This window comes from Parapedobacter brassicae (assembly GCF_051400755.1).
In the GTDB taxonomy this organism is placed as follows: Bacteria; Bacteroidota; Bacteroidia; order Sphingobacteriales; family Sphingobacteriaceae; genus Parapedobacter.
The window spans coordinates 492,308-512,901 of the sequence record NZ_JBLFFL010000001.1 but is presented as its reverse complement, the minus strand read 5'-3'; the positions used below and the strand labels follow the sequence as shown (position 1 = coordinate 512,901).

The window sequence follows — 20,594 nt, the reverse complement described above, 5'->3', positions numbered from 1 at the left end:
CTGTTATGAGATTTCACGTTATTTACACTGTTGTTCCCAGTCCGCGCCTCGTTTTGCCCTTTATGGGGCTATTGCTTGCCGTTGGATGCGGCGATAGACGCCAAAAGGATGCCAGCGACAAGTTTGCCGATCATGTGCGGACCACCGAATTTCAGACGCCGGAAGAAGAAATGGCCGGATTCAACTTACCTCCGGGGTTTGAGATCACGCTGTTTGCCGCCGAGCCGGATATTACCAAGCCTATCAACATGGCGTTTGACGACCAAGGCCGGCTGTGGGTCACCCAATCGTCGGAATACCCTGTTGCTGCCGGTCCGGGCGCTGGCCAAGACCGCATCACGATCCTCGAAGATCGCGACGGTGATGGGCGCGCCGAGGTGTTTACGCATTTCAATGACAGCCTGAATATCCCCATAGGCATCATGCCCGTATCGGATGGCGCGGTTGGGTTCAGTATACCGAATGTCTATCATTTTAAGGATGCCAACAACGATGGTAGATCCGACCAGCAGCAGTCCATGTTCGGACCCTTCGGTCATCAAGACACGCATGGCATGGTCAACAATTTCTTTCGGGGGTACGACGGATGGGTACATGCCTGCCATGGATTTACGAATGTATCAACGGTAGCAGGTGCTGATGGAGATTCGATCACGCTGGTATCCGGCAATACCTTTCGTTTTCGGGTAGATGGAAGCCGTGTAGAACAAACCACCAACGGCCGCATCAATCCCTTTGGGTTTGCTACCGACGAACGCGGATACCTGTATTCGGTGGATTGCCACAGCAAACCGATTTTCCAGTTGATACCCGGAGGGGACTACCCCCAGTGGGGTCGTAAAGACCCGGCTATCGGGTACGCCCCTGAAATGATGAGCTACGAGCTGGGGTCCACGGCGCTCTCCGGACTGGTATATTATACCGACCAACAGTTTCCCGAAGCCTATCGCCAGAGTTTTTTTACGGGTGATGTGGTGACCTGCCGGATAGACCGGAATACGGTGAGTTATCAGGGCACCACGCCCGTGGCCAAAAAGGAAGAGCCGTTCCTGACGAGCGATGATCCGTGGTTCCGGCCGGTTGATCTGAAAACCGGACCTGACGGCTCGCTGTACGTGGCTGATTTCTATAACCGGATTATCGGTCACTATGAGGTAGCGCTCGATCATCCCGGGCGTGACCGGCTAAGCGGACGTATCTGGAAGATCACGTATACGGGTAAAGATAAAGGTGCCGCTCCGGTCAGGAATTGGGCGAAGGCAGACTTGGATGAATTGATTGAGGGGCTGGACCATCCCCATCTGGATATACGCCTGAAAGTGGCCGACCGGTTGGTGGAGGTCGTGAAGGACAGGGCCGTGCAGCCGGTGCTCCAGCGGGTATCTTCCACTACGTCGGCAGCTACGGGGTATATCCATGGTTTATGGGTACTGCACCGTTTGCAGGCGTTGCCCGATCCGATCTTGCACGAGGCACTGCACCATCCACAGGCGTTGGTGCGCCAGCATGCCTTGCGCATATTGGCGGAATCGGCAACGCTAACCCCCGAACAGGAGACCACCGTCATCGCTGCGCTCGCAGATGGCGATCCCTTCATCCAGCGAACGGCCGCCGAGGTGCTTAGCCGTTTCCCCGATGCTCAGCATGTGGCGTCCCTGCTGACACTATATCACCGCTGTGCGCCGGAAGATACCCATTTAAAATATACGGCATTGCTGGCCATCCGGAACAACCTGCGAGGGGATGGAGTGGCCCAGCAAGTAGCGGGGATGACGTGGGACACAACCCATCTGGCCACATTGGCCGTAGCCATGCGCGATGTGCCTGCACAGGCTGCGGCCACCTTCGTGCTGAACTATGTGCTCCACCACGATATGCCACAGGAGGTGTTGCAAAAGAATCTCGAATTTGTCGGACGGTATGCCAATGCGAGTCAGCTGGCGCAAACAGTGGCCATCATCACCGATAAATTTGCCGCCGATAAACAAACCCAGCTTTCCTTGTTTTTAAACATCCGTGAAGGCATCGCCCAACGCGGGGCGACAGTTGAACCCAAGCTGAAGGCGTGGGGCACGCAGCTTGCCGACCATTTCTTAGGCGACATAACGGACAGTCAGGATACCTGGATGAGCAAACCCATGGATAGCCGCCAAGAAGACCAGAGCCCGTGGATCGTATCGGACGCATTCCTGACACAGGTGATGCCGGCGTTCCGTATTTATTTGAGCGAACGCAATGGATACCCGCCCCGGGCCACGCTATATACCCAGCCGTTTACGCTGCCGGCCAAACTCGGCATGAATGTATTCGATAATGATGTACACAATACAGAAGAGAAAGTAGGGACCTCCCGGAATGCCGTCCGCATCCGGTTGGCGGCCAATGATCAGATCGTCGGAGAATACCGGCTAACACAGCGCAAGACCATGCAATTCGATGACCTGATTAAGCACACTACCTTTGATCTGGGTCAATATCAGGGGCAAAAAGGGTATATCGAGGTAGTGGACAGCAGCGCGACAGGATCGATAGGGATTGGGAAGCTGGATCCGGAGGTGATCGAGATGCCGCCATACACGCCTTCGGACGTGGATGAGCAGCGGCAAAAGGCAGCCGAAATCGCTGGCGACTTTCAGGTGGATGCTTTGAGAAGCCGCCTTGCTGACGTGCTCAAAGCGCCATGGATCAATGTGCATACGCGGCTAGCTGCCGCAAGTGCATTGGCCAATATGCCAAAGGAGGCAGATGCTGATCTGATGGGGCGGATTTTCATAGACCGGTCCGAGCCTGCCCTGCTGCGGGAACGCTTGGCAGCCAATTTGGGGCAGTTCCGGCAGGAGTCCTCCTGGCGATATCTCCAGCAAGGATTAGCGGGCAGTGCAAGGCCGGTACAACTCGCTGCGGCCACCACGTTAGCCGGTTCACCCGAAGGCATCGAACACCTGCTGCGGACCATAGAAGCCAATGAAGCCCCAGCCGATTTACTCGCAGAGTTCAAAGTCAAAGAGGCCGTTGCCACTCATGCACGACCCCGACAGCTGGAACGCATGAAGCAGTTGCTGGCTAAGGGTGAAGACGAACGGGCCGCCCGAAAGAAGTTGATTGAGGCTCGGATAGCCGGATTTAAGGAAACCGGTAAACGCGTGGAAAAAGGCCGGGCGCTGTTTGAACTGAACTGCGCGATATGCCACCAAGTAGGCGGCGCCGGCGGGTTGATCGGTCCACAACTGGATGGTATCGGAAATTGGGGCGTCCGGGCGCTGACCGAAAAAATACTGGACCCCAACCGGAACATATCGGAATCGTTCCGCACCTATAACATCACGCTGAACAATGGCAAGCAGACCACCGGCTTGTATCGCCGGACGGAGGGTGCGGTCATGGTGTTTGCAGATATCAGCGGCAAAGAGTTTAAAATTGCCAAAAAGGACATGAAATCATACACCGCTTCGCCCTATACCTTGATGCCCGACCAGTTCAGGCACACCCTCAGCGAAGATGAGTATGGGTCGTTGATGGAATATTTATTGAGTATCAAATAAAAATAGGAGGAAATAACCATGAATGGATCAGGTAGAAACATACTGATTTTGCTATTGATGGCCGCTGCGTCTTATACCTGCACGGGACAATCGCAGAAGGGTATGCAGGTAGCATTTGAAAAGCAGGTGCTTTGCGATACGTTCGTTTCCGAAGGCTCGGCGGTTGCAGACATCAACAACGATGGCAACATGGATATCATCGCTGGCGCGTATTGGTTTGAAGCACCAGACTGGAAGCAGCATGAACTGGCCGTCCCGCAGGCCTTTGAATATGACAAGGGCTACAGCAATGCCTTCCTTAATTTTTCGATGGATGTCGATCAGGATGGGTGGGCGGACGTCATCCGGGTAGGTTTCCCAGGGAAAGAGGTGACATGGTATCAAAACCCCAAGAATGAACCGGGGCATTGGAAAGAGCACGTTATTCATGCCACATTCGGGAATGAAACGCCACTCCTTGTCGATGTAGACGGCGACGATCGGCCAGACCTGGTGGGCAACGACCCCGAGGCGCGGCAAGTTATCTGGCTGCGTGCACCGAATAAGCCAGGCGATACGATTTGGGTGAAGCACGTGGTGAGTACCGTGGCTGACCTGGGTACGCATCAATATACCCATGGACTTGGGGCCGAAGACCTCAATGGCGATGGCCGCCGTGATATCCTGATCAACAAGGGATGGTGGGAAGCTCCGGCGGCGCATAACGGCGAACCCTGGCTGTTCCATGCCACGGATTTCGGCGGAGATTGCGCACAGATGTATACCTATGATGTGAATCAGGACGGCCTGCTGGATGTGATCAGTTCCTCAGCCCATCACTATGGTATCTGGTGGTATGAGCAACAGCAGGATGGCGCCGACAGCAGCAAATGGATAAGGCATGTGATCGACAGTACGTTTTCACAAAGCCATGGACTGCTATTGAAAGATATGAATGGCGATGGAAACCCCGACCTGATCACAGGCAAGCGGTTTTTTGCGCACAATGGGCATGATCCCGGCGCACGGGAGCCCGCAGTGCTGTATTGGTATGAACACACGCCAGGCAAGGAGCCCTACTGGACGGCCCACCAAGTTGACGACAACTCGGGTGTAGGCCTGCATGTGGTGGTGGAAGATGTGGATGGAGACGGTCGCCAAGACATCGTGGCATCGAATAAAAAAGGAGTACATTATTTTAGACAACATTAATTCCCAAATCATGAATGCCGTACACTCCCTGATAGCGATTGGGGCGATATCCCTATTAACCGCCTGTCATGCACTCCAATCCAATAAGACCGATTGGGATGATATGCAAAAGACCTTTGCCGAAGCGCCGGATTCGATCCAAACCAGTGTGTATTGGTACTGGATTTCGGATAACGTATCCAAAGCGGGTGTGATCAACGACCTGCATGCGATGAAAAAGGAAGGTATCAACCGGGCATTCATCGGCAACATCGGATTGGATGACCTGCCTGAGGGGTCCTACGGAAAGGTCAAACTTTTCAGCGATGAGTGGTGGGATATTCTACATACCGCACTGAAGACGGCTACCGAATTGGATATCGAAATCGGTTTATTCAATAGCCCGGGCTGGAGCCAATCGGGCGGACCATGGGTAAAACCCGATCAGGCGATGCGTTACCTCGCTGCGGCGGATACCTCGGTGGTAGGGCCTATGCAGTTTAAAGATGTGCTGCCCTCGCCTCAGGGAGATTTCCAGCCGGTGAAGGTGCTGGCATTTAAAGCGCCCAAAGACTATGGCGTGCGATTGGCCGATCTTAATCCCCAGGTGCAGTCCACCGTCAGCGGACAACCCTTGGGCAACCTATTTGACAGCGATCAGAACACAGAAGTCCGTTTGCCGGCAGCCGTGCAATCGACATTCACCATTTCCACTGACAACGCCTTCACCGCGCAAAGCGTCACGATATACCCAGCGAAGCGCAATATGGGTTTTGATGTATCGTTGGAAGTGCTTAAAAACGGTGCCTTTGAATCGGTCAAGACCTTCCGGCTGGATCGTACCAATAATGCACTGAACGTCGGTTTTGAGCAATATGCACCCGTAGTGGTGTCTTTTGACGCGGTAGAAAGCAATGCTTTCCGATTGGTGATCGATGAGGTAACAGGGGAAGCCGGTATTGCCGAAGTCGAATGGAGCGCCGGTGCCCGCGTGGAGCGTTTCAAGGAGAAATCGCTGGTCCGCATGCACCCGACCCCGCTGCCTTACTGGCACGACTACCAATGGGAGCGTCAGGCCGAGCTGGGCGATACGGCATTAGCCGTTTCGCCGTCGGACGTGAGGGATATCACTGCCCAGCTATCGGCTGATGGTGAGCTGTCGTGGAATGTTCCCGAAGGCCGCTGGATTATTCTTCAAACCGGGATGCTGCCCACCGGGGTGACCAATTCGCCGGCCAGCCCCGAAGGCCGGGGGCTCGAAGTGGACAAGATGAATCAGGAGCACGTCATAGGGCATTTCGATGCCTTTCTGGGCGAAATTCTGCGGCGTATACCTGCTGAAGACCGCAAGACATTCAAGGTGGCCGTACAGGACAGCTACGAAACCGGTGGACAGAATTGGACAGATGATTTTGAGGAAAAATTCAAAACGGCATTTGGTTATGATCCTACGCCGTATATTCCGGTTTTCTATGGCCATGTGGTGGGCAGCCAGGATCAATCCGACCGATTTCTATGGGACGTGCGTCGTTTCGTGGCGGACAAGGTGGCGTATGAGTATGTAGGCGGATTGCGCGAGGTGAGCCATAAACACGGCCTCACGATATGGTTGGAAAACTACGGACATTGGGGCTTTCCGGGCGAGTTTCTGCAATACGGCGGGCAATCGGATGAGATAGGGGGCGAATTCTGGAGCGAGGGCGAATTGGGCAATATCGAGAATCGGGCGGCGTCTTCGGCGGCCCATATCTATGGGAAAAACAAGGTGTCTGCGGAGTCGTTTACGGCGGCGGGCAACACCTTTGGCCGGTATCCGGCGATGTTCAAGCAGCGGGGCGATCGCTTCTTTGCCGAAGGGATCAACAATACCTTGTTGCATGTGTATATCCACCAGCCGTATGAGGACAAACGCCCGGGTGTAAACGCCTGGTTCGGCAACGAATTCAATCGGTTCAACACCTGGTTTGACGACATGGACGAGTTCATCGACTACCTGAAACGATGCAACTACCTGCTGCAACAAGGGCGCTATGAGGCGGATGTGGCCTATTTCATCGGCGAAGATGCGCCTAAGATGACCGGTGTGCAGGACCCCCCGCTGCCCAAGGGGTATGCCTTTGATTACATCAATGCAGAAGTCATCATGAATAGGATGACGATGAAGGACGGTCGCTTTACATTGCCCGACGGCCTTTCTTATCGGATACTCGTGTTGCCAAAACTGGAAACGATCAGGCCTGAACTATTAGCCAAAATCGAGCAGCTGGTAAAAGCCGGAGGAGTCATTTTGGGGCCTAAGCCGCAGCGCTCACCGAGCTTAGCCGATTACGGCAAGGCGGATGAGGAGGTTCAGCGCCTGGCTGATACACTCTGGGGAAATATGGATGACAGCTCGCAGGAACATGCTTATGGTGAGGGTCTCGTGTTGAGCGGGATGACCATGCAGGAGGCCTTGGAGCGGGCGGAGACATTGCCGGATGTGCTGTTGTCGGATATCGATCCGGTGGCCTTCATACACCGCACACTACCCGATGGCGATATTTACTTCGTGTCCAATCAAAGCGACCAAAAAATCCAGTTGAATCCGGTCTTCCGCGTCACGGGCAAACAGCCGGAATTATGGGACGCGGTATACGGGACACAGCGTGATCTCCCGCAGTTTGATGATGACGGAAAGGGAACCACCGTGCCGCTGGAACTGGATAGCTACGGGAGCGCCTTTATCGTATTCCGAAAGCCGGCCGGGGATCAAGCGGAAGGTGCGGATAATTTCCCTGCTCCCAAAGAAGTTATCGCGGTGTCCGGACCGTGGAAGGTCGAATTCACCCGGCCGGATTCCAGCACGTTTGCGACCCAGCTAGACAGCCTGATAGACTGGTCCTTGCATCCGGATACGGCCATTGCCCACTTTTCAGGCTCGGCCGTATATCGGACCACTATTGAACACCAGGGCTCCTTGGGCGATAGCCGCGTTTTCCTGAATCTTGGATCGCTGGTTGCCCTAGCCGATGTCACCGTAAACGGACAAGCTATTGGAGGGGTTTGGACACCACCCTACCGGTTGGATGTTACCCAAGCATGGCAATCCGGTAGTAATGTCATCGAAGTGAGGGTTGTAAACACCTGGGCAAACAGGCTGATCGGCGATCATCGTTTGCCCGCTGAAAAGCGAACGACATGGACATTCGTAAACCCCTATACCGCGGATAGCCCGCTTCACCGCTCGGGTTTACTGGGACCGGTCGAGCTGGAAATCTACGAATAAGGAGGCGCTAACATTTTCGGAGTCAGGACGGTACAGGTTGCCTCAGTATGGAGCGGGTTGCCGCAAGAAAGCGCTCGGGTTATATTTGTGTTATTATAACCAATTAACGACACCGAAATTATGGATCACGCTCTTCCGACTACTCCGCTGTGACGATATCGTTACGCTTGCTCATGGGAATGATATACGTGTTGTAGATAAGCTGCAACTAACCATTTTCAATTAACCTACGATGATGAAGCGCATTGTTGTATCGTTCTTGACCGTTCAATAACGCCTTTTCAGCGCGCCGTAAACATCGATATTGCTAACCAATCATTAAATTTTAAATTATGGGAATAAAAAACGTGTATATGGGGCTGCGCGTGATGGTCATGTTGCTACCGGCCATCATAGGTCTCGGTTCCGCCGGTTATGCGCAAGAACGGATCGCCGTGACGGGCGTGGTGCTGGATTCATTGGACAGCAGTCCGCTTCCGGGGGTCACGGTCAGCGTACAGGGATCGGCCATGAGTACCAAAACCAATGAAAACGGCGAATATAGCATCAACACGCCCGCCGATGCGACGCTGGTTTTTGCCTATTTGGGCTATCATACGGCATATCAACCGTTACAAGGCAGCAATCGCGTGGACATTCGGCTGAGCTCGTCCACCGAGGGGCTTGACGAAGTTGTGGTGGTGGGTTACGGACAGCAGAAAAAGATATCCGTTACCGGAGCTGTTTCAAGTGTAACCAGCAAGGAGCTCCGAAAAAGTTCATCCGCCAGCTTGGCGGTATCCTTGGCGGGTCGGCTGTCTGGTCTGACGTCCTTTCAATCCGCAGGTGGGCAACCCGGGCGCGACGACGCGACGCTGTATCTGCGCGGCGCCGCTACGACGAACGGAAAGAGTCCGCTGATCCTAATCGATGGTGTACCGCGGGATAACATCCGCACATTGGATGCCAATGAAATCGAGTCGGTCAGCGTCTTGAAAGATGCTTCGGCGACGGCAGTATTCGGCGTACGCGGCGCCAACGGGGTCATCCTGATTACGACACGACGGGGGCAGGAGGGCCGGACGGAATTTAACATCGCGCTGGATCAAAGTTATAACGCCCTGACCAAAGAACCCGAACGCTTGCACTCCTGGGAGTACATCGACCTGCGGAATGAGGCTTCGGCAAATGACAACCTCACCTTACCCTATACCGATGAAATGCGGGAAAAATACCTAAACCCGTTGATCGGTCTAGATCCTACTGATCCGGATTACGCGACGAAGGCGGCCATCCGGAATTACATGTATCCAGATCATGATTACTATCGGGAGTTCATTTCGAGGTATACTCCGCAGACCAGGCTGAATGTCAATGCCACTGGCGGGACCGACAAAGTATCGTATTTCGTCAATGCGGCCTATCTCCACCAAGGTGGAAACCTCAAGGTAGAGCCGGAGTCGGCATTGGGCTATGATGCCTCATCCTGGCTGGACCGCTACAATTTCCGCAGCAACCTGGACTATCGCATCTCCCAGTCCCTGTCGGCCTACTTAAACATTGGAAGCTATATTGAGCAGGTGAACATGCCAGCCGCTTGGCTGTATGGTGGAGGCGACACCAACTGGATGATACGCGACCTGTTCTATCAGGCACAGACCATCCTGCCCCTGACGCCCGGTCCGACAACGATCGATGGTTTTGGCGTAGAACCCGGACAGATCGTCGATCCGGGATACCTCGATCGGTCTGCCTTCGAGATCATGAACCGAATGGGCTACCGTAATGAAATGCGCTCCAACCTCAACAGCACGCTGGGGATGCAATGGGATCTGGGAAAACTGGTCACCGAAGGCCTGAGCGTGAAAGGCATGGTTTCATACGATACACGGGCGACCACAGCGATGCAGGGGGAGAAACGCGAACGCCTCTACGTGGCCAATATCAACTACGAGACCGATGAGCTGTCATATGCCATCATGCGGCCGGATGAAAGCTTGCTAAAGCTGATCAAGGCGGCAGACTCTCGCTACAACATCAATTTGCAGGGGTCCATCAACTACGCCCGGACATTTGCCGAAAAGCATGAGGTAACTGGCATGATTCTCGGGCAGCGGGACAAATGGGAATCCACCGGTGGTGAAATACCTTTCAATGTGGTCGGATTGGCTGGACGTGCGACCTATGGATACGATAATCGCTACCTCGCTGAGGTGAACGTCGGCTATAACGGCTCCGAACAGTTTGCCCCTGGCAACCGCTTTGGCTTTTTCCCTGCGGTCTCGGTCGGTTGGGTCATCAGCAACGAATCGTTTCTTTCAGGAAGCCCGGTGTTGACAAACCTCAAGTTGAGGGCGTCCTATGGGAAAGTCGGTAATGACCAGATCGGTACCGCACGCTTCTTGTATCAGGATAATATCACACTGGGCGGTGGACCATTGGGTAGCCTGGGCGGCGGCATTAACCAAGGATTATTGGGTAACCCCAACATCGGCTGGGAGATTGCGTTGAAACAGAATTACGGTGTAGATCTGCAGCTGCTCAACAGCCTGAGCCTGGTGTTTGACTATTTCATCGAAAATCGGACCAATATCCTGATTTCACGGGGGACGGTGCCCGAGTTACAGGGGATTCCGTTGGGCAATATCCCGAAAGTCAACATGGGGGAAGTAGACAACAAAGGATTTGAGCTCGAGCTAATCTATAATAAGCAGTTATTCCATGATTTCAATCTTCGTATCCGAGGCAATTACGGGGTTAACAAAAACGAGGTAAAGTTTCTGGATGAAGCCATGCGCGACGAAACGTATGTTTATCAAAACCGCACCACGGGCTTTTCGCTGGGACAAGCCTGGGGGTATAAAATCGATTACAGCAATGGCAACGGGTATTTCAACACCCAAGAAGAATTGGACGAATACCTCTCGCATACTACGTATGGATTCGGTACGCCGGGGTTGGGCGACTTCAAGTACGTTGATTTGAATGGTGACGGTACCGTGGATGATAAAGACCAGGCGCCTATCAAATACACGAGCATTCCCGGAAGTATTTTCGGGATTGACGTCGGATTTGATTATAAGGGATTGGACTTCAGTATATTTTTTCAGGGGATCAGCCGTTTTTCTACGGGATATGCCAATCAAGGGGTATACGAAAACATCAAGCTGGGTACTTATTTCGGCTATCAACGGACGGCGTGGACACCCGAGCGCTACGCCAGCGGTGAGGCGATCACCTATCCGGCCTTGAGCACCCAAACGACAACCAATCATACCGCTAATGACTTTTTCATCATGGATCGGTCGTTTGTCCGCCTCCGAAATGTCGAACTGGGGTACACCCTTCCCAGCCAGCTGTTCGAACGGTTTGGTGTGCGTGCGCTGCGGATCTACGCCAGCGGACAGAACCTATATGTGTGGGACCGCCTGCAGATGGACCACTTGGATCCCGAAAACAGCGATTCATTGGGCTACCCCATTACGAAAACATTTAATTTTGGTTTAAACCTAACCCTATAAAGCGAACCGGTTATGAAATTAAGACAACTAATATTCTTGCTGCTCGGCGTGGTATATAGCAGTTCGTGCAACAAGGCGCTGGACATGGCTCCAGATGGAAAACTATCGATCGATGAAGTCTTTGAAGACGATGCCAAGGTGCGGGCGTTTTTAAACTCCTGCTACAATAATATGCCTAGTAAGGGGACGCTCTATTTTTTCTGGAGTAGGGGTCCCGTGGTGTGGAGCGACGAGGCCTGGGATACGGATGCGGAGGCGGAGTCGGGACTGATGGCCGGGCGGATGTACAACGGCGCCGCCTCTGCCGGAAGCCATCCGATTGCCAATGTCAGTGCCGAAAATGGAAACGGCGACTACTGGGCCCGGTACTGGAACGGCATCTATAATTGTTCGGTATTCATCAGCCACATAGACAACGCCACCGTCATAGACGAGCAGAATAGACCGCGTTGGAAAGCGGAGGCCCACTTGCTCAGGGCCTATTATTATTCCGAGCTGCTGAAATGGTTCGGCGCGGCACTGCCGATCATCCGCGAACCCTATCAATTTGACGCCGATTTCTCGGGATTGACCAAAGCCAGCTTTTACGAGGTGGTCAAATTCATCGAAGAAGACTGCAACGTGGCCCTGGCAACCGAGGAGCTGCCCTACCGGATCACTTCTGGGGCCGAGGCCGGCCGCGTAAACAAGGCGATGGCCGAAGCACTCAAATCCAAGATGATGCTCTTTGCCGCCAGCCCCCTATTTAATGGTGGGCAGGATCACTGGGAGGAAGCCTATGAACTGAATAAAACCGCGCTTGCCAATTTACGGGCCCAGGGCTTTGAATTATACAACCAGGTCAACTTCCCGCAGACCTACCAATCAGAAACCTCGTTTTTCGGTCCGGATAACAATGAGAAGGCGGCACTATACAACGAGTACTTTACCAATACGATGGCCTACTCCAATAATCCGGTCGATAAGGAAACGCTGTACCAAAGCAGGCAGGGGCAGGGCAATATCTGGAACATCGACGGCATAGGCGCGCAGGATGGCTACAAATCGGGCACATGTCCATCCCAGGAAATGGTCGATGCTTATGAAACCATCGATGGACAGCCCATACTGGACCTGGAAAATCCCTATTTGGACGAGAAGCACCTGGAGCCAAACTACAATCCCAGCAATACCGTATACGACCCGCAGAACCCTTATGAAAACAGAGACCCGCGTTTTTATGCGTCGATTTATTACAACGGCTCGAAACGAAAAGCGCTGTGGAATTTCACCGAATCATCGGAATCTCCCGAGAATTATCCGGCCAGCAACGGCAATCGCACACGCGTCATCGCCACGTATATCGGCGAGCCGCGGACGGGCATTCACGAAAGCAACCGGTTTGCCACCCGCACGGGGTATTTCGAGCGTAAGTTCCTGCATCCCACATCAGGCAATGATAATCCCGTGAGCGGGGCTAATTGGAAGCTGTTCCGGCTGGGTGAGGTCATTCTCAATTTTGCGGAAGCAGCAGCGGAGACGGGTCACCTCGACGAAGCCAAAGCCGCCGTTGATGAGATCCGCAACCGGGTAGGAATGCCCCCGTTACCAGAGGGGTTGACCCAAGAGCAGTTGATCACGCGTGTGCGTCATGAGCGGCGCGTCGAACTGGCGTTCGAAGAAAACCGCTACTTCGATGTAAGAAGATGGTCTTCGCCCGAGGGGGATCTTACCCAAACGGATCGTTGGATCACCGCAGCGGCGATTACGCGCAATACGGACGGCACCTACACCTATGGGCGCCGGTCTGTCAGAGCAGAAGGTAGGCTTTGTTATACCAACAAGTTCCTGTTGGTGCCCATCCCCTTGGCCGAAGCCAATAGGCTGCTGGCGATCACCGGTGCAAACTGGCAGAACCCCGGGTGGTAGGATGACGGGAAGCAATTGAAAACGAACGTGAACGAATAAATCACACTTATGAACCAGATCAGATTAAATAAGATATATGCCCTGTGCTGCTTGATGATGTGCCTTTTGCGCATCGATGCTACGGCACAAGATGAAACGGTGGTGACCGTGACCGGGCAGGTGCAGGACCAGTGGGGCAAACCCGTGGTGGGCGCTATCATCACGTCTGCGAATGGCAAGAATGGCTCTTCTACAGCCTATGACGGTCAATATACCATTGACATCACGGATGAGAGCGATGCCCTGCTGATTTCAGCTACCTACTACAAGACCCAGCGAATCGCGATCGGTGATTCCAGAAAGGTAGACGCCGTATTGGAGGATGATATCCACGGGACCGATGAGCAGGTTGAATTGGGTTATTCCGTCATTCGGCGGGGGGCGCTCAGCGGTTCAGTCGCGTCCGTAGATGGGAGCGTACTCGAACGCTCACCCGTAGCCAACCTCCGCATGAGCTTTGCGGGCAGATTCCCCGGGTTGATTACCCAGGAAGCTACCTCCGAATTGTCCAGGGCAAATACCAGTTTATACGTCAGGGGCGTTTCCGCCGCGAGGGGTAGTAGTCCACTGGCCATGATCGACGGCATCATCACCTCGTATAATGCGAACCAGACATTGGAGTATATCTCGGCCAATGAGATCGAATCCATCAGTATCCTGAAAGATGCCGCTTCCCAGGCCATGTACGGGACCCTGGGCGCCAATGGCATCATCGTCATCAAAACCAAACGGGGACGCAAAGGGCCGCTGAATGTTTCGGCCACCCTGGATCATGCCGTCCAGCAAATGACCACCAGGCCTACCTTTATCGGTTCCGCGGAATATGCGGCGTTGCGCAACCAAGCGGCGGCAAACAATGGCTTATCACCGTTTTTCACCGAAGAAGATATCGCCCATTTCCGATCCGGCGACAGTCCAGAGCTGTACCCCAGTAACGATTGGTACCGGTATTTCATGAAGGACCTGAGCAATATGCAGCGCGTCGGGGTCAATGTCACGGGCGGCAATGACCGGATCACCTTCTATTCCAATGCGAATTTCATGCGTCAGGGAGGTATTTACAACACGGATCAACCCGAGTATAAGACGGATCCGGTGAACCTGTGGGTAAACTACCGTTCGAATGTCGATATGAAGCTGAATGATTATTTAAGCGCATTTGTCCGGCTCGCCGGGAACGTCAAACGGGAGCGTACCCCCGGTTCCAGTGTCGCAGATGTGTATGGCAGTATCTTCGAGTTGCCCCCGACGATGTATGGCCCCTTCACGCCAACGGTCATCGATCCTGAAACCGGGCAACCCACCCCCTCCAGCGACCAAGTGCTGACCACCCAGCTGATCGGCGAGCCGACCTATGGGCGGTTGAACCGTTCGGGCTATCGAAATCATACCGTCACCAACATCACATCGCAGTTCGGGTTGAATGCGGATCTGGGATTTTTCACGAAAGGGTTGACACTGACGGGTCTCTTTGCCTATCAGACCAATTCGGTGGGCAGTCTCAATACGCTGCAAGACTACGAGCGCTGGCAGCGCCGGTCGGAAAATACTACCGAGCTGGAATTTTTCCGCAAAACCGAAAACACCAATAGTCCGCTGGCCTATAGCAAAGGGCACTCCCACTACTATCACCTCACGTACAACGGTGTGCTCAGCTACCAGCGCACGTTTGGCGTGCATGAGGTGAGCGGTACGGCCTATGCCTATTTCCAGAATCTGACCAAGGCCAATACCAATTCGCCAGACCTGCTGCCGTATAACCGGTTGAGCACCGGCATCGATGCCAACTACGGATACGATAATCGGTATTTCGTGCGTGCGGTGCTTGGATACTCGGGATCAGAACAATATGCTCCGCATAAGCGGTATACGGCGACTCCGGCTTTCTCTGCCGCTTGGGCGATATCCAACGAAGGGTTTCTCGCGGGCAATAATGTGGTGACCAATCTGCGCCTGCGCGCGGCATGGGGCAAAACCGCGAATGATCAAAGTGGTTTGGCCCGCTATTCCTATCTGGATGATATCGAGGCGGCTGCGGGAGGCAGTATCCCCTATCTGCAATATTTGATTCTCGAGCATGGCTTTGGCAATCCCGATTTAGCGGCGGAGATCGCCACTAAAACCAACCTTGGGCTGGATGTGGGATTATTCAACGCGTTTTCCCTTTCCGTGGACGTATTCAAGGAAAAGATGGAAAATATGGTGATCGATGCTGCCAATACGATCCCGTCATATCAGGGAATCCCGTTGAATAGTTATCCATCGATCAACGGCGGCGTGTTCGAAAACCAAGGATACGAAGTCGCCCTTGATTACCAAAAAGCGCTGAACCAACACACGCGTTTCACGCTCGGGGGGATGCTGTCGTACAACGATAGCGAAGTCGTCTTCGTGGATGAAGCCATACGCACCGAAGATTATGCCTATCGCTACCGGTCCCAAGGCTTTGCGTATGGACAGGCGTTCGGTTACCTGGTGGATTACAGCAATGGCAATGGCTATTTCAATACCCAGACGGAGCTGGACAACAATACGGTGGAGTATAACATCGACCCACGGCTGGGCGATTTGAAGTTCATCGACCTGAACGGAGATGGTTTATTGGATGATAAGGATCAGGCTCCGCTTGGCAGTGGTGCAATACCTCAATATATCTACTCGTTTTATGGTGGCCTCACTTACAAAGGCTTTGACGTGAATGTCCTGTTCCAGGGACTGGGTGGCTATTCCCGATTCATGTCGGGCATCGGCGTCTGGGAAAATGATCTCGACGGCATTTTTACGTCGCTTCACCAGCAGGCATGGACACCCGAGCGTTATGAAAACGGTGAAGAAATCACCTATCCGGCCTTATCTACGGGAGCATCTTCGAGCCACGTAAACTCCAGTTTTAATGTCTATGACCGATCGTACCTACGGCTCAAGAACGTAGATCTGGGATACACCCTTACGGGGAATGCAGCAGGGGCACTGGGGGCGCATAAAATCAGGGTGCACCTATCAGGACAAAACCTGTTGACGTGGGATCACATGAAGACAGCTGATTTCGGTCCCGAAGGCGAGGGTTTCAGAGCGATCCCGGTTTATCGGGTGTACAACGTGGGTGTGAATTTATTCTTTTGACGCAGCTATTTTGATATAATAGGAGAGATATTATGAAAAAATTAAGTTTGGTAACGGGGGTATTGTTGTGTGTGGCGACTTCGTGCAACAAGCAACTCGAGCTGCCCTCAGATGGCAGGATTACTACCGATCAGATATTTACTGATTACAATCGGACAAGGGGTTACCTGAATTCATGCTACGGTTATCTTCCGCATCCGGATATGGACAGGGCCTCCTACACCGACGAGTCGGAGAACGGTGATATGAACGGGACGGGATCACCTAAATATAGCTTTTGGTACGCCGGCAATGTCACCTCGTCCAACTACCCGAGCTACTCATCAGACGGTAGCCCTTGGTCAATGCTGTATATCGGTATCCGGAAATGCAATGTATTCATCGAAAACATGAAAACCGCGACGGTATACGCCTCCGAAGAGGAAAAAGCCGGCTGGGTGGCGCAGGCTCGGACATTGCGGGCCTTGTATTACCTGCAACTGATCAAGCGTTATGGAGGGGTGCCACTATTGGATGTGCCGCTGGAGATCGGTCATGACTTTTCGACGGATCAGCGGGCCTCCTTTGCGCAGGTTGTCGACTTTATCCTGGCCGACTGCGATGCGGCGCTTGCTGTACCCGACACGGAACTGGGTTTTCACTGGGCCATTTACGAAAACCAAAATGGGATCATGACCCGCGCGGTGGCCTACGCCATCAAGTCTCAAGCGGCCACCTATGCGGCCAGTCCGCTATGGTCCGACGGGACCTATACCTGGGAACGGGCGACGCAAATCAATGCCGAAGCCTTATCACAGTTGCTGGCCAACGACTATCAGCTATTTGATGACCAACCGGCACCCAATGCCGCCCAAAACGCATATGCGCTGTACTTCATTACCGACCCGAATGACAGGCGGTCATACGACAAGGAAACCATCTATCAAGCCGGCGGGCAGAAGGAAGTGTGGAAGTACGCCGGGCTGCCATCGACCACCGGGCAGGAAAAATCCGGCCCCAACCCTTCGCAAGAATTGGTAGATGCCTATGAGATGGCCAATGGCCAGGCAGCCATCTTGGGGTATGCCGATGCAGACCATTTGGAGCCAATCGTTAATGAGGCGTCGGGCTATAACCCCGATAACCCATATGCGGGCAGGGATCCCCGGTTTTACGCATCCATCTATTACAATGGTGCGCCAAAGACCTTGGGTGCGGCGGCCAGCGAGGAATATGAGCTTTCCCTCCAGCTGGGGACGGCCAACCAACTGAATGCAGTGGAAGTGGAGGACTACTATAGCCTTACGACCACTGGCGGGGATCCGTTTATTCAGGTGTCGGCACTGACGTCTGCGTTGAATCGATACCCCAATATGGTACTGAGCTTTGAGTACCGAAGCGCGACAGGCATCGACGGACCGGAACTCTTTTTCAGTCCCATTGCCGGCGGGAGGTCTACCACCTATCCCAATATTCCAGCATCGGCCGATTGGACCACCCATACCATTGACATTGGACCGAGTGTAGGAACCTTCGGCTGGGGAAATGCAGGCGATGTGATCCGGTTTGATTTGGGGGCAGCCTCTGGAAAGAATATCAACATCCGGAATATCCGGATCACGGAGTCTTCGGGTGGCGGTGGTGGGCTTGAAACGTTCGTCGGCGGACGGGAAGGCATCTCCTCCACCAACGTCAAAAATACCCGGACGGGGTACTACCTGCGGAAGTTCAACAATTACCGCTCTGGAAGCGGGAATAACGCAGATGGGTATATCCGGCTCTTTCGATTGGCGGAGGTGTACCTGAATTTTGCCGAATCTGCTTATCAGTCTGCAGGCCCCGAGGCCACCATTTCGGCAAGCGGCATTTCCATGAGTGCCCGGGATGCCGTGAATGCCGTGCGCGCACGCGCAGGAATGCCGGCACTGCCGATGGGTCTGCCCGTTGAGGAATTCGAAAAACGGTACCGGAATGAAAGACGTATCGAACTGGCCTTCGAAGAGCACCGGTTTTTCGACGTGCGCCGATGGAAGATCATGGGTGAGACGGACGGATTCGTTACCGGGATGCGGATTGAGCGGTCAGGCGATGAATACCGATATAACCGATTCAAGCTCGTCAACCGGAACACCACCGGCGATAAATGGCTGATGTATCCCATTGATCAGGCAGATGTAGACAAAATCATCGGGCTGGGTGGCGAAAACTGGCAGAACCCCGGATGGCTGGACTAAGTATGACAAACATGAACATGACAACCATGATGAAACTGATCCCCATTGGGGTATTGTTGAGCACGTTGCTGCCGTCGGTCCTTTTTGGCCAGACGATCAACAGCGACCAGTGGGCGCTGACGGATGCCCTGGGCCGGAAGGCCCGCGATCACCAATCGGCCGGCGACAAGAAACAGGAGAAATTTGTAGCTATGTTCTACTGGACATGGCATCAGGGGGAAGATGATACCACGTATCAGGTGAAGAACATTACCGAGATCGTCCGGAAGCATCCGGAAGCGATGAAAGATTATAACCATCCGGCGTGGGGCACCAAGAAGCCCGGGTTTTTCTACTGGGACCAACCGCTTTTCGGGTATTATAAAACCACCGATCCTTGGGTACTGCGCAAGCATGCCGAAATGCTGGCAGACGCCGGTGTCGATGCGGTGTTTTTCGATTGCACCAATGGGAGCCTTACCTGGCAGGATTCGTATGAAGCCTTGATGAAGACATGGGACCAAGCGCAGCGCGATGGCGTCAAGGTTCCCAAGATCGCCTTTATGCTTCCGTTCGGGCCGGTACCCAACGCGTTGGTGTCCCTGCGGCAGCTGTACCGGGATGTATACAAACCCGAAAGGTACCAAAACCTCTGGTTTATGTGGAAAGGTAAACCCTGCATCATGGGCTACCCCGATAACTTAAGCGATACGGAGGAAGACCGGGAGATCGCGGAGTTTTTCACCTTCCGTCCGGGCCAGCCCGATTATGTGGATGGGCCAAAACGGAACGACCAGTGGGGATGGCTCGAAAATTATCCGCAACACGGCTATGTCAAGAGCGAAAGCGGCACCTTTGAACAGGTGACCGTGGGGGTTGCACAGAATGCGGGACCAGCCACGGGTGGCCATTGCAGTGCCTTCAACCTGCCGGGTACCTACGGGCGCAGTTATAGCCAACGCAACGGGTTCGACCCGCGTGCGGATGGATACCTGTATGGCTGGAATTTTCAGGAGCAATGGGATCGGGCGTTTGAGGTGGATCCGGAATTGGTGTTTGTCACCGGGTGGAATGAGTATATCGCCGGACAATGGCTGCCGGAGCACGGCTGGACGGGCGATCCCTTTTCGTTCGTCGATCAGTTTGACTGGAATCATAGCCGGGATATCGAACCGAATAAAGGGTGGGGTGACAAGGGGGATGTGTATTACCTCCAGTTGGTAGACAATGTGCGGAAATTCAAAGGCATGGCACCCGGGGAACGTGTATCGGAGCCAAAAACGATCCGCATGGGGCGCTGGGGCGATTGGGAAGGGGTGATGCCACATTACAGCCACTATAAAGGCAACACCTTGCACCGTGATCATCGCGGGCGACATGACCAGTACTATACCAACCGTACGGGAAGGAATGACATCGTTGGGGCAAAGGTGGCCCGCGACGACGACCACCTGTATTTCTATGTGGAGGCGGCCGAAAAGCTGACGGCTCCGAAAGACCGCAACTGGATGATGCTACTGATCGATATCGACCGCGACAAAGCAACCGGATGGAATGGATATGATGTAATCGTTAACCGGGTGAGTCCGGATGGCAATAAAGCGGTGGTCGAACGCAACGTCGGCAACCGCTGGGAATGGGAAGCAGTGGCCAAGGTGCCTTTTGCGGTCAACCACAGTAAGCTCGAGCTGGCGATTGCCAAGGAGGTGCTGGGTTTGGACGAACGGGAAGTGGATATCGAGTTTAAGTGGAACGACAACATGCAGGAGAACGGGAATATCATGGATTTTTATGTCAACGGCGATTCCGCACCCGGTGGCCGGTTTAATTTTATCTACAGCGCTCGTTAAGCACC

Annotated in this window: 8 protein-coding genes; all 8 read left to right on the top strand. The window is 53.7% G+C overall.

What is annotated here, in order from left to right; all coding sequences use genetic code 11:
* The first annotated feature begins 5 nt into the window (after positions 1–5).
* The 8 genes from ACMGDE_RS02090 to ACMGDE_RS02055 all read left to right on the top strand — a co-directional run bounded on the left by ACMGDE_RS02090 (position 6) and on the right by ACMGDE_RS02055 (position 20,589).
* Complete coding sequence (locus tag ACMGDE_RS02090) at positions 6–3,542, top strand: PVC-type heme-binding CxxCH protein (protein WP_436831096.1); 3,537 nt, start codon at positions 6–8, stop codon at positions 3,540–3,542.
* Positions 3,543–3,560: 18 nt separating this feature from the next.
* On the top strand, positions 3,561–4,733 hold the full coding sequence (locus tag ACMGDE_RS02085; RefSeq protein WP_436831095.1) for an FG-GAP repeat domain-containing protein: 1,173 nt from the start codon (positions 3,561–3,563) through the stop codon (positions 4,731–4,733).
* Between the two features lie 10 nt (positions 4,734–4,743).
* A complete protein-coding gene (locus ACMGDE_RS02080) occupies positions 4,744–7,977 on the top strand; it encodes a glycosyl hydrolase (protein WP_436831094.1) in 3,234 nt (1,077 codons plus the stop codon).
* 332 nt (positions 7,978–8,309) lie between these two features.
* Positions 8,310–11,477 (top strand): SusC/RagA family TonB-linked outer membrane protein, encoded by a 3,168-nt coding sequence (locus ACMGDE_RS02075; RefSeq protein ID WP_436831093.1) that lies wholly within the window; start codon positions 8,310–8,312, stop codon positions 11,475–11,477.
* Between the two features lie 12 nt (positions 11,478–11,489).
* Positions 11,490–13,385: a RagB/SusD family nutrient uptake outer membrane protein gene (locus ACMGDE_RS02070; RefSeq protein ID WP_436831092.1), complete on the top strand. Its 1,896-nt coding sequence runs from the start codon at positions 11,490–11,492 to the stop codon at positions 13,383–13,385.
* 48 nt (positions 13,386–13,433) lie between these two features.
* Positions 13,434–16,547 carry a SusC/RagA family TonB-linked outer membrane protein gene (locus ACMGDE_RS02065; RefSeq protein WP_436831091.1) on the top strand — a complete coding sequence of 1,038 codons (3,114 nt, stop codon included), beginning with the start codon at positions 13,434–13,436 and terminating at the stop codon, positions 16,545–16,547.
* A gap of 32 nt (positions 16,548–16,579) precedes the next feature.
* On the top strand, positions 16,580–18,760 hold the full coding sequence (locus ACMGDE_RS02060; RefSeq protein WP_436831090.1) for a RagB/SusD family nutrient uptake outer membrane protein: 2,181 nt from the start codon (positions 16,580–16,582) through the stop codon (positions 18,758–18,760).
* Positions 18,761–18,771: 11 nt separating this feature from the next.
* The gene (locus ACMGDE_RS02055; protein ID WP_436831089.1) at positions 18,772–20,589 is read left to right on the top strand and encodes a glycoside hydrolase family 71/99 protein; all 1,818 of its coding nucleotides are present in this window, start codon (positions 18,772–18,774) and stop codon (positions 20,587–20,589) included.
* Positions 20,590–20,594 lie beyond the last annotated feature (5 nt).

What these genes read in the sequence shown, in the direction of transcription:
- ACMGDE_RS02090 (WP_436831096.1), top strand. Translation starts at nt 6, where the DNA reads ATGAGATTTCACGTTATTTACACTGTTGTTCCCAGTCCGCGCCTCGTT.
- ACMGDE_RS02085 (WP_436831095.1), top strand. Translation starts at nt 3,561, where the DNA reads ATGAATGGATCAGGTAGAAACATACTGATTTTGCTATTGATGGCCGCT.
- ACMGDE_RS02080 (WP_436831094.1), top strand. Translation starts at nt 4,744, where the DNA reads ATGAATGCCGTACACTCCCTGATAGCGATTGGGGCGATATCCCTATTA.
- ACMGDE_RS02075 (WP_436831093.1), top strand. Translation starts at nt 8,310, where the DNA reads ATGGGAATAAAAAACGTGTATATGGGGCTGCGCGTGATGGTCATGTTG.
- ACMGDE_RS02070 (WP_436831092.1), top strand. Translation starts at nt 11,490, where the DNA reads ATGAAATTAAGACAACTAATATTCTTGCTGCTCGGCGTGGTATATAGC.
- ACMGDE_RS02065 (WP_436831091.1), top strand. Translation starts at nt 13,434, where the DNA reads ATGAACCAGATCAGATTAAATAAGATATATGCCCTGTGCTGCTTGATG.
- ACMGDE_RS02060 (WP_436831090.1), top strand. Translation starts at nt 16,580, where the DNA reads ATGAAAAAATTAAGTTTGGTAACGGGGGTATTGTTGTGTGTGGCGACT.
- ACMGDE_RS02055 (WP_436831089.1), top strand. Translation starts at nt 18,772, where the DNA reads ATGAACATGACAACCATGATGAAACTGATCCCCATTGGGGTATTGTTG.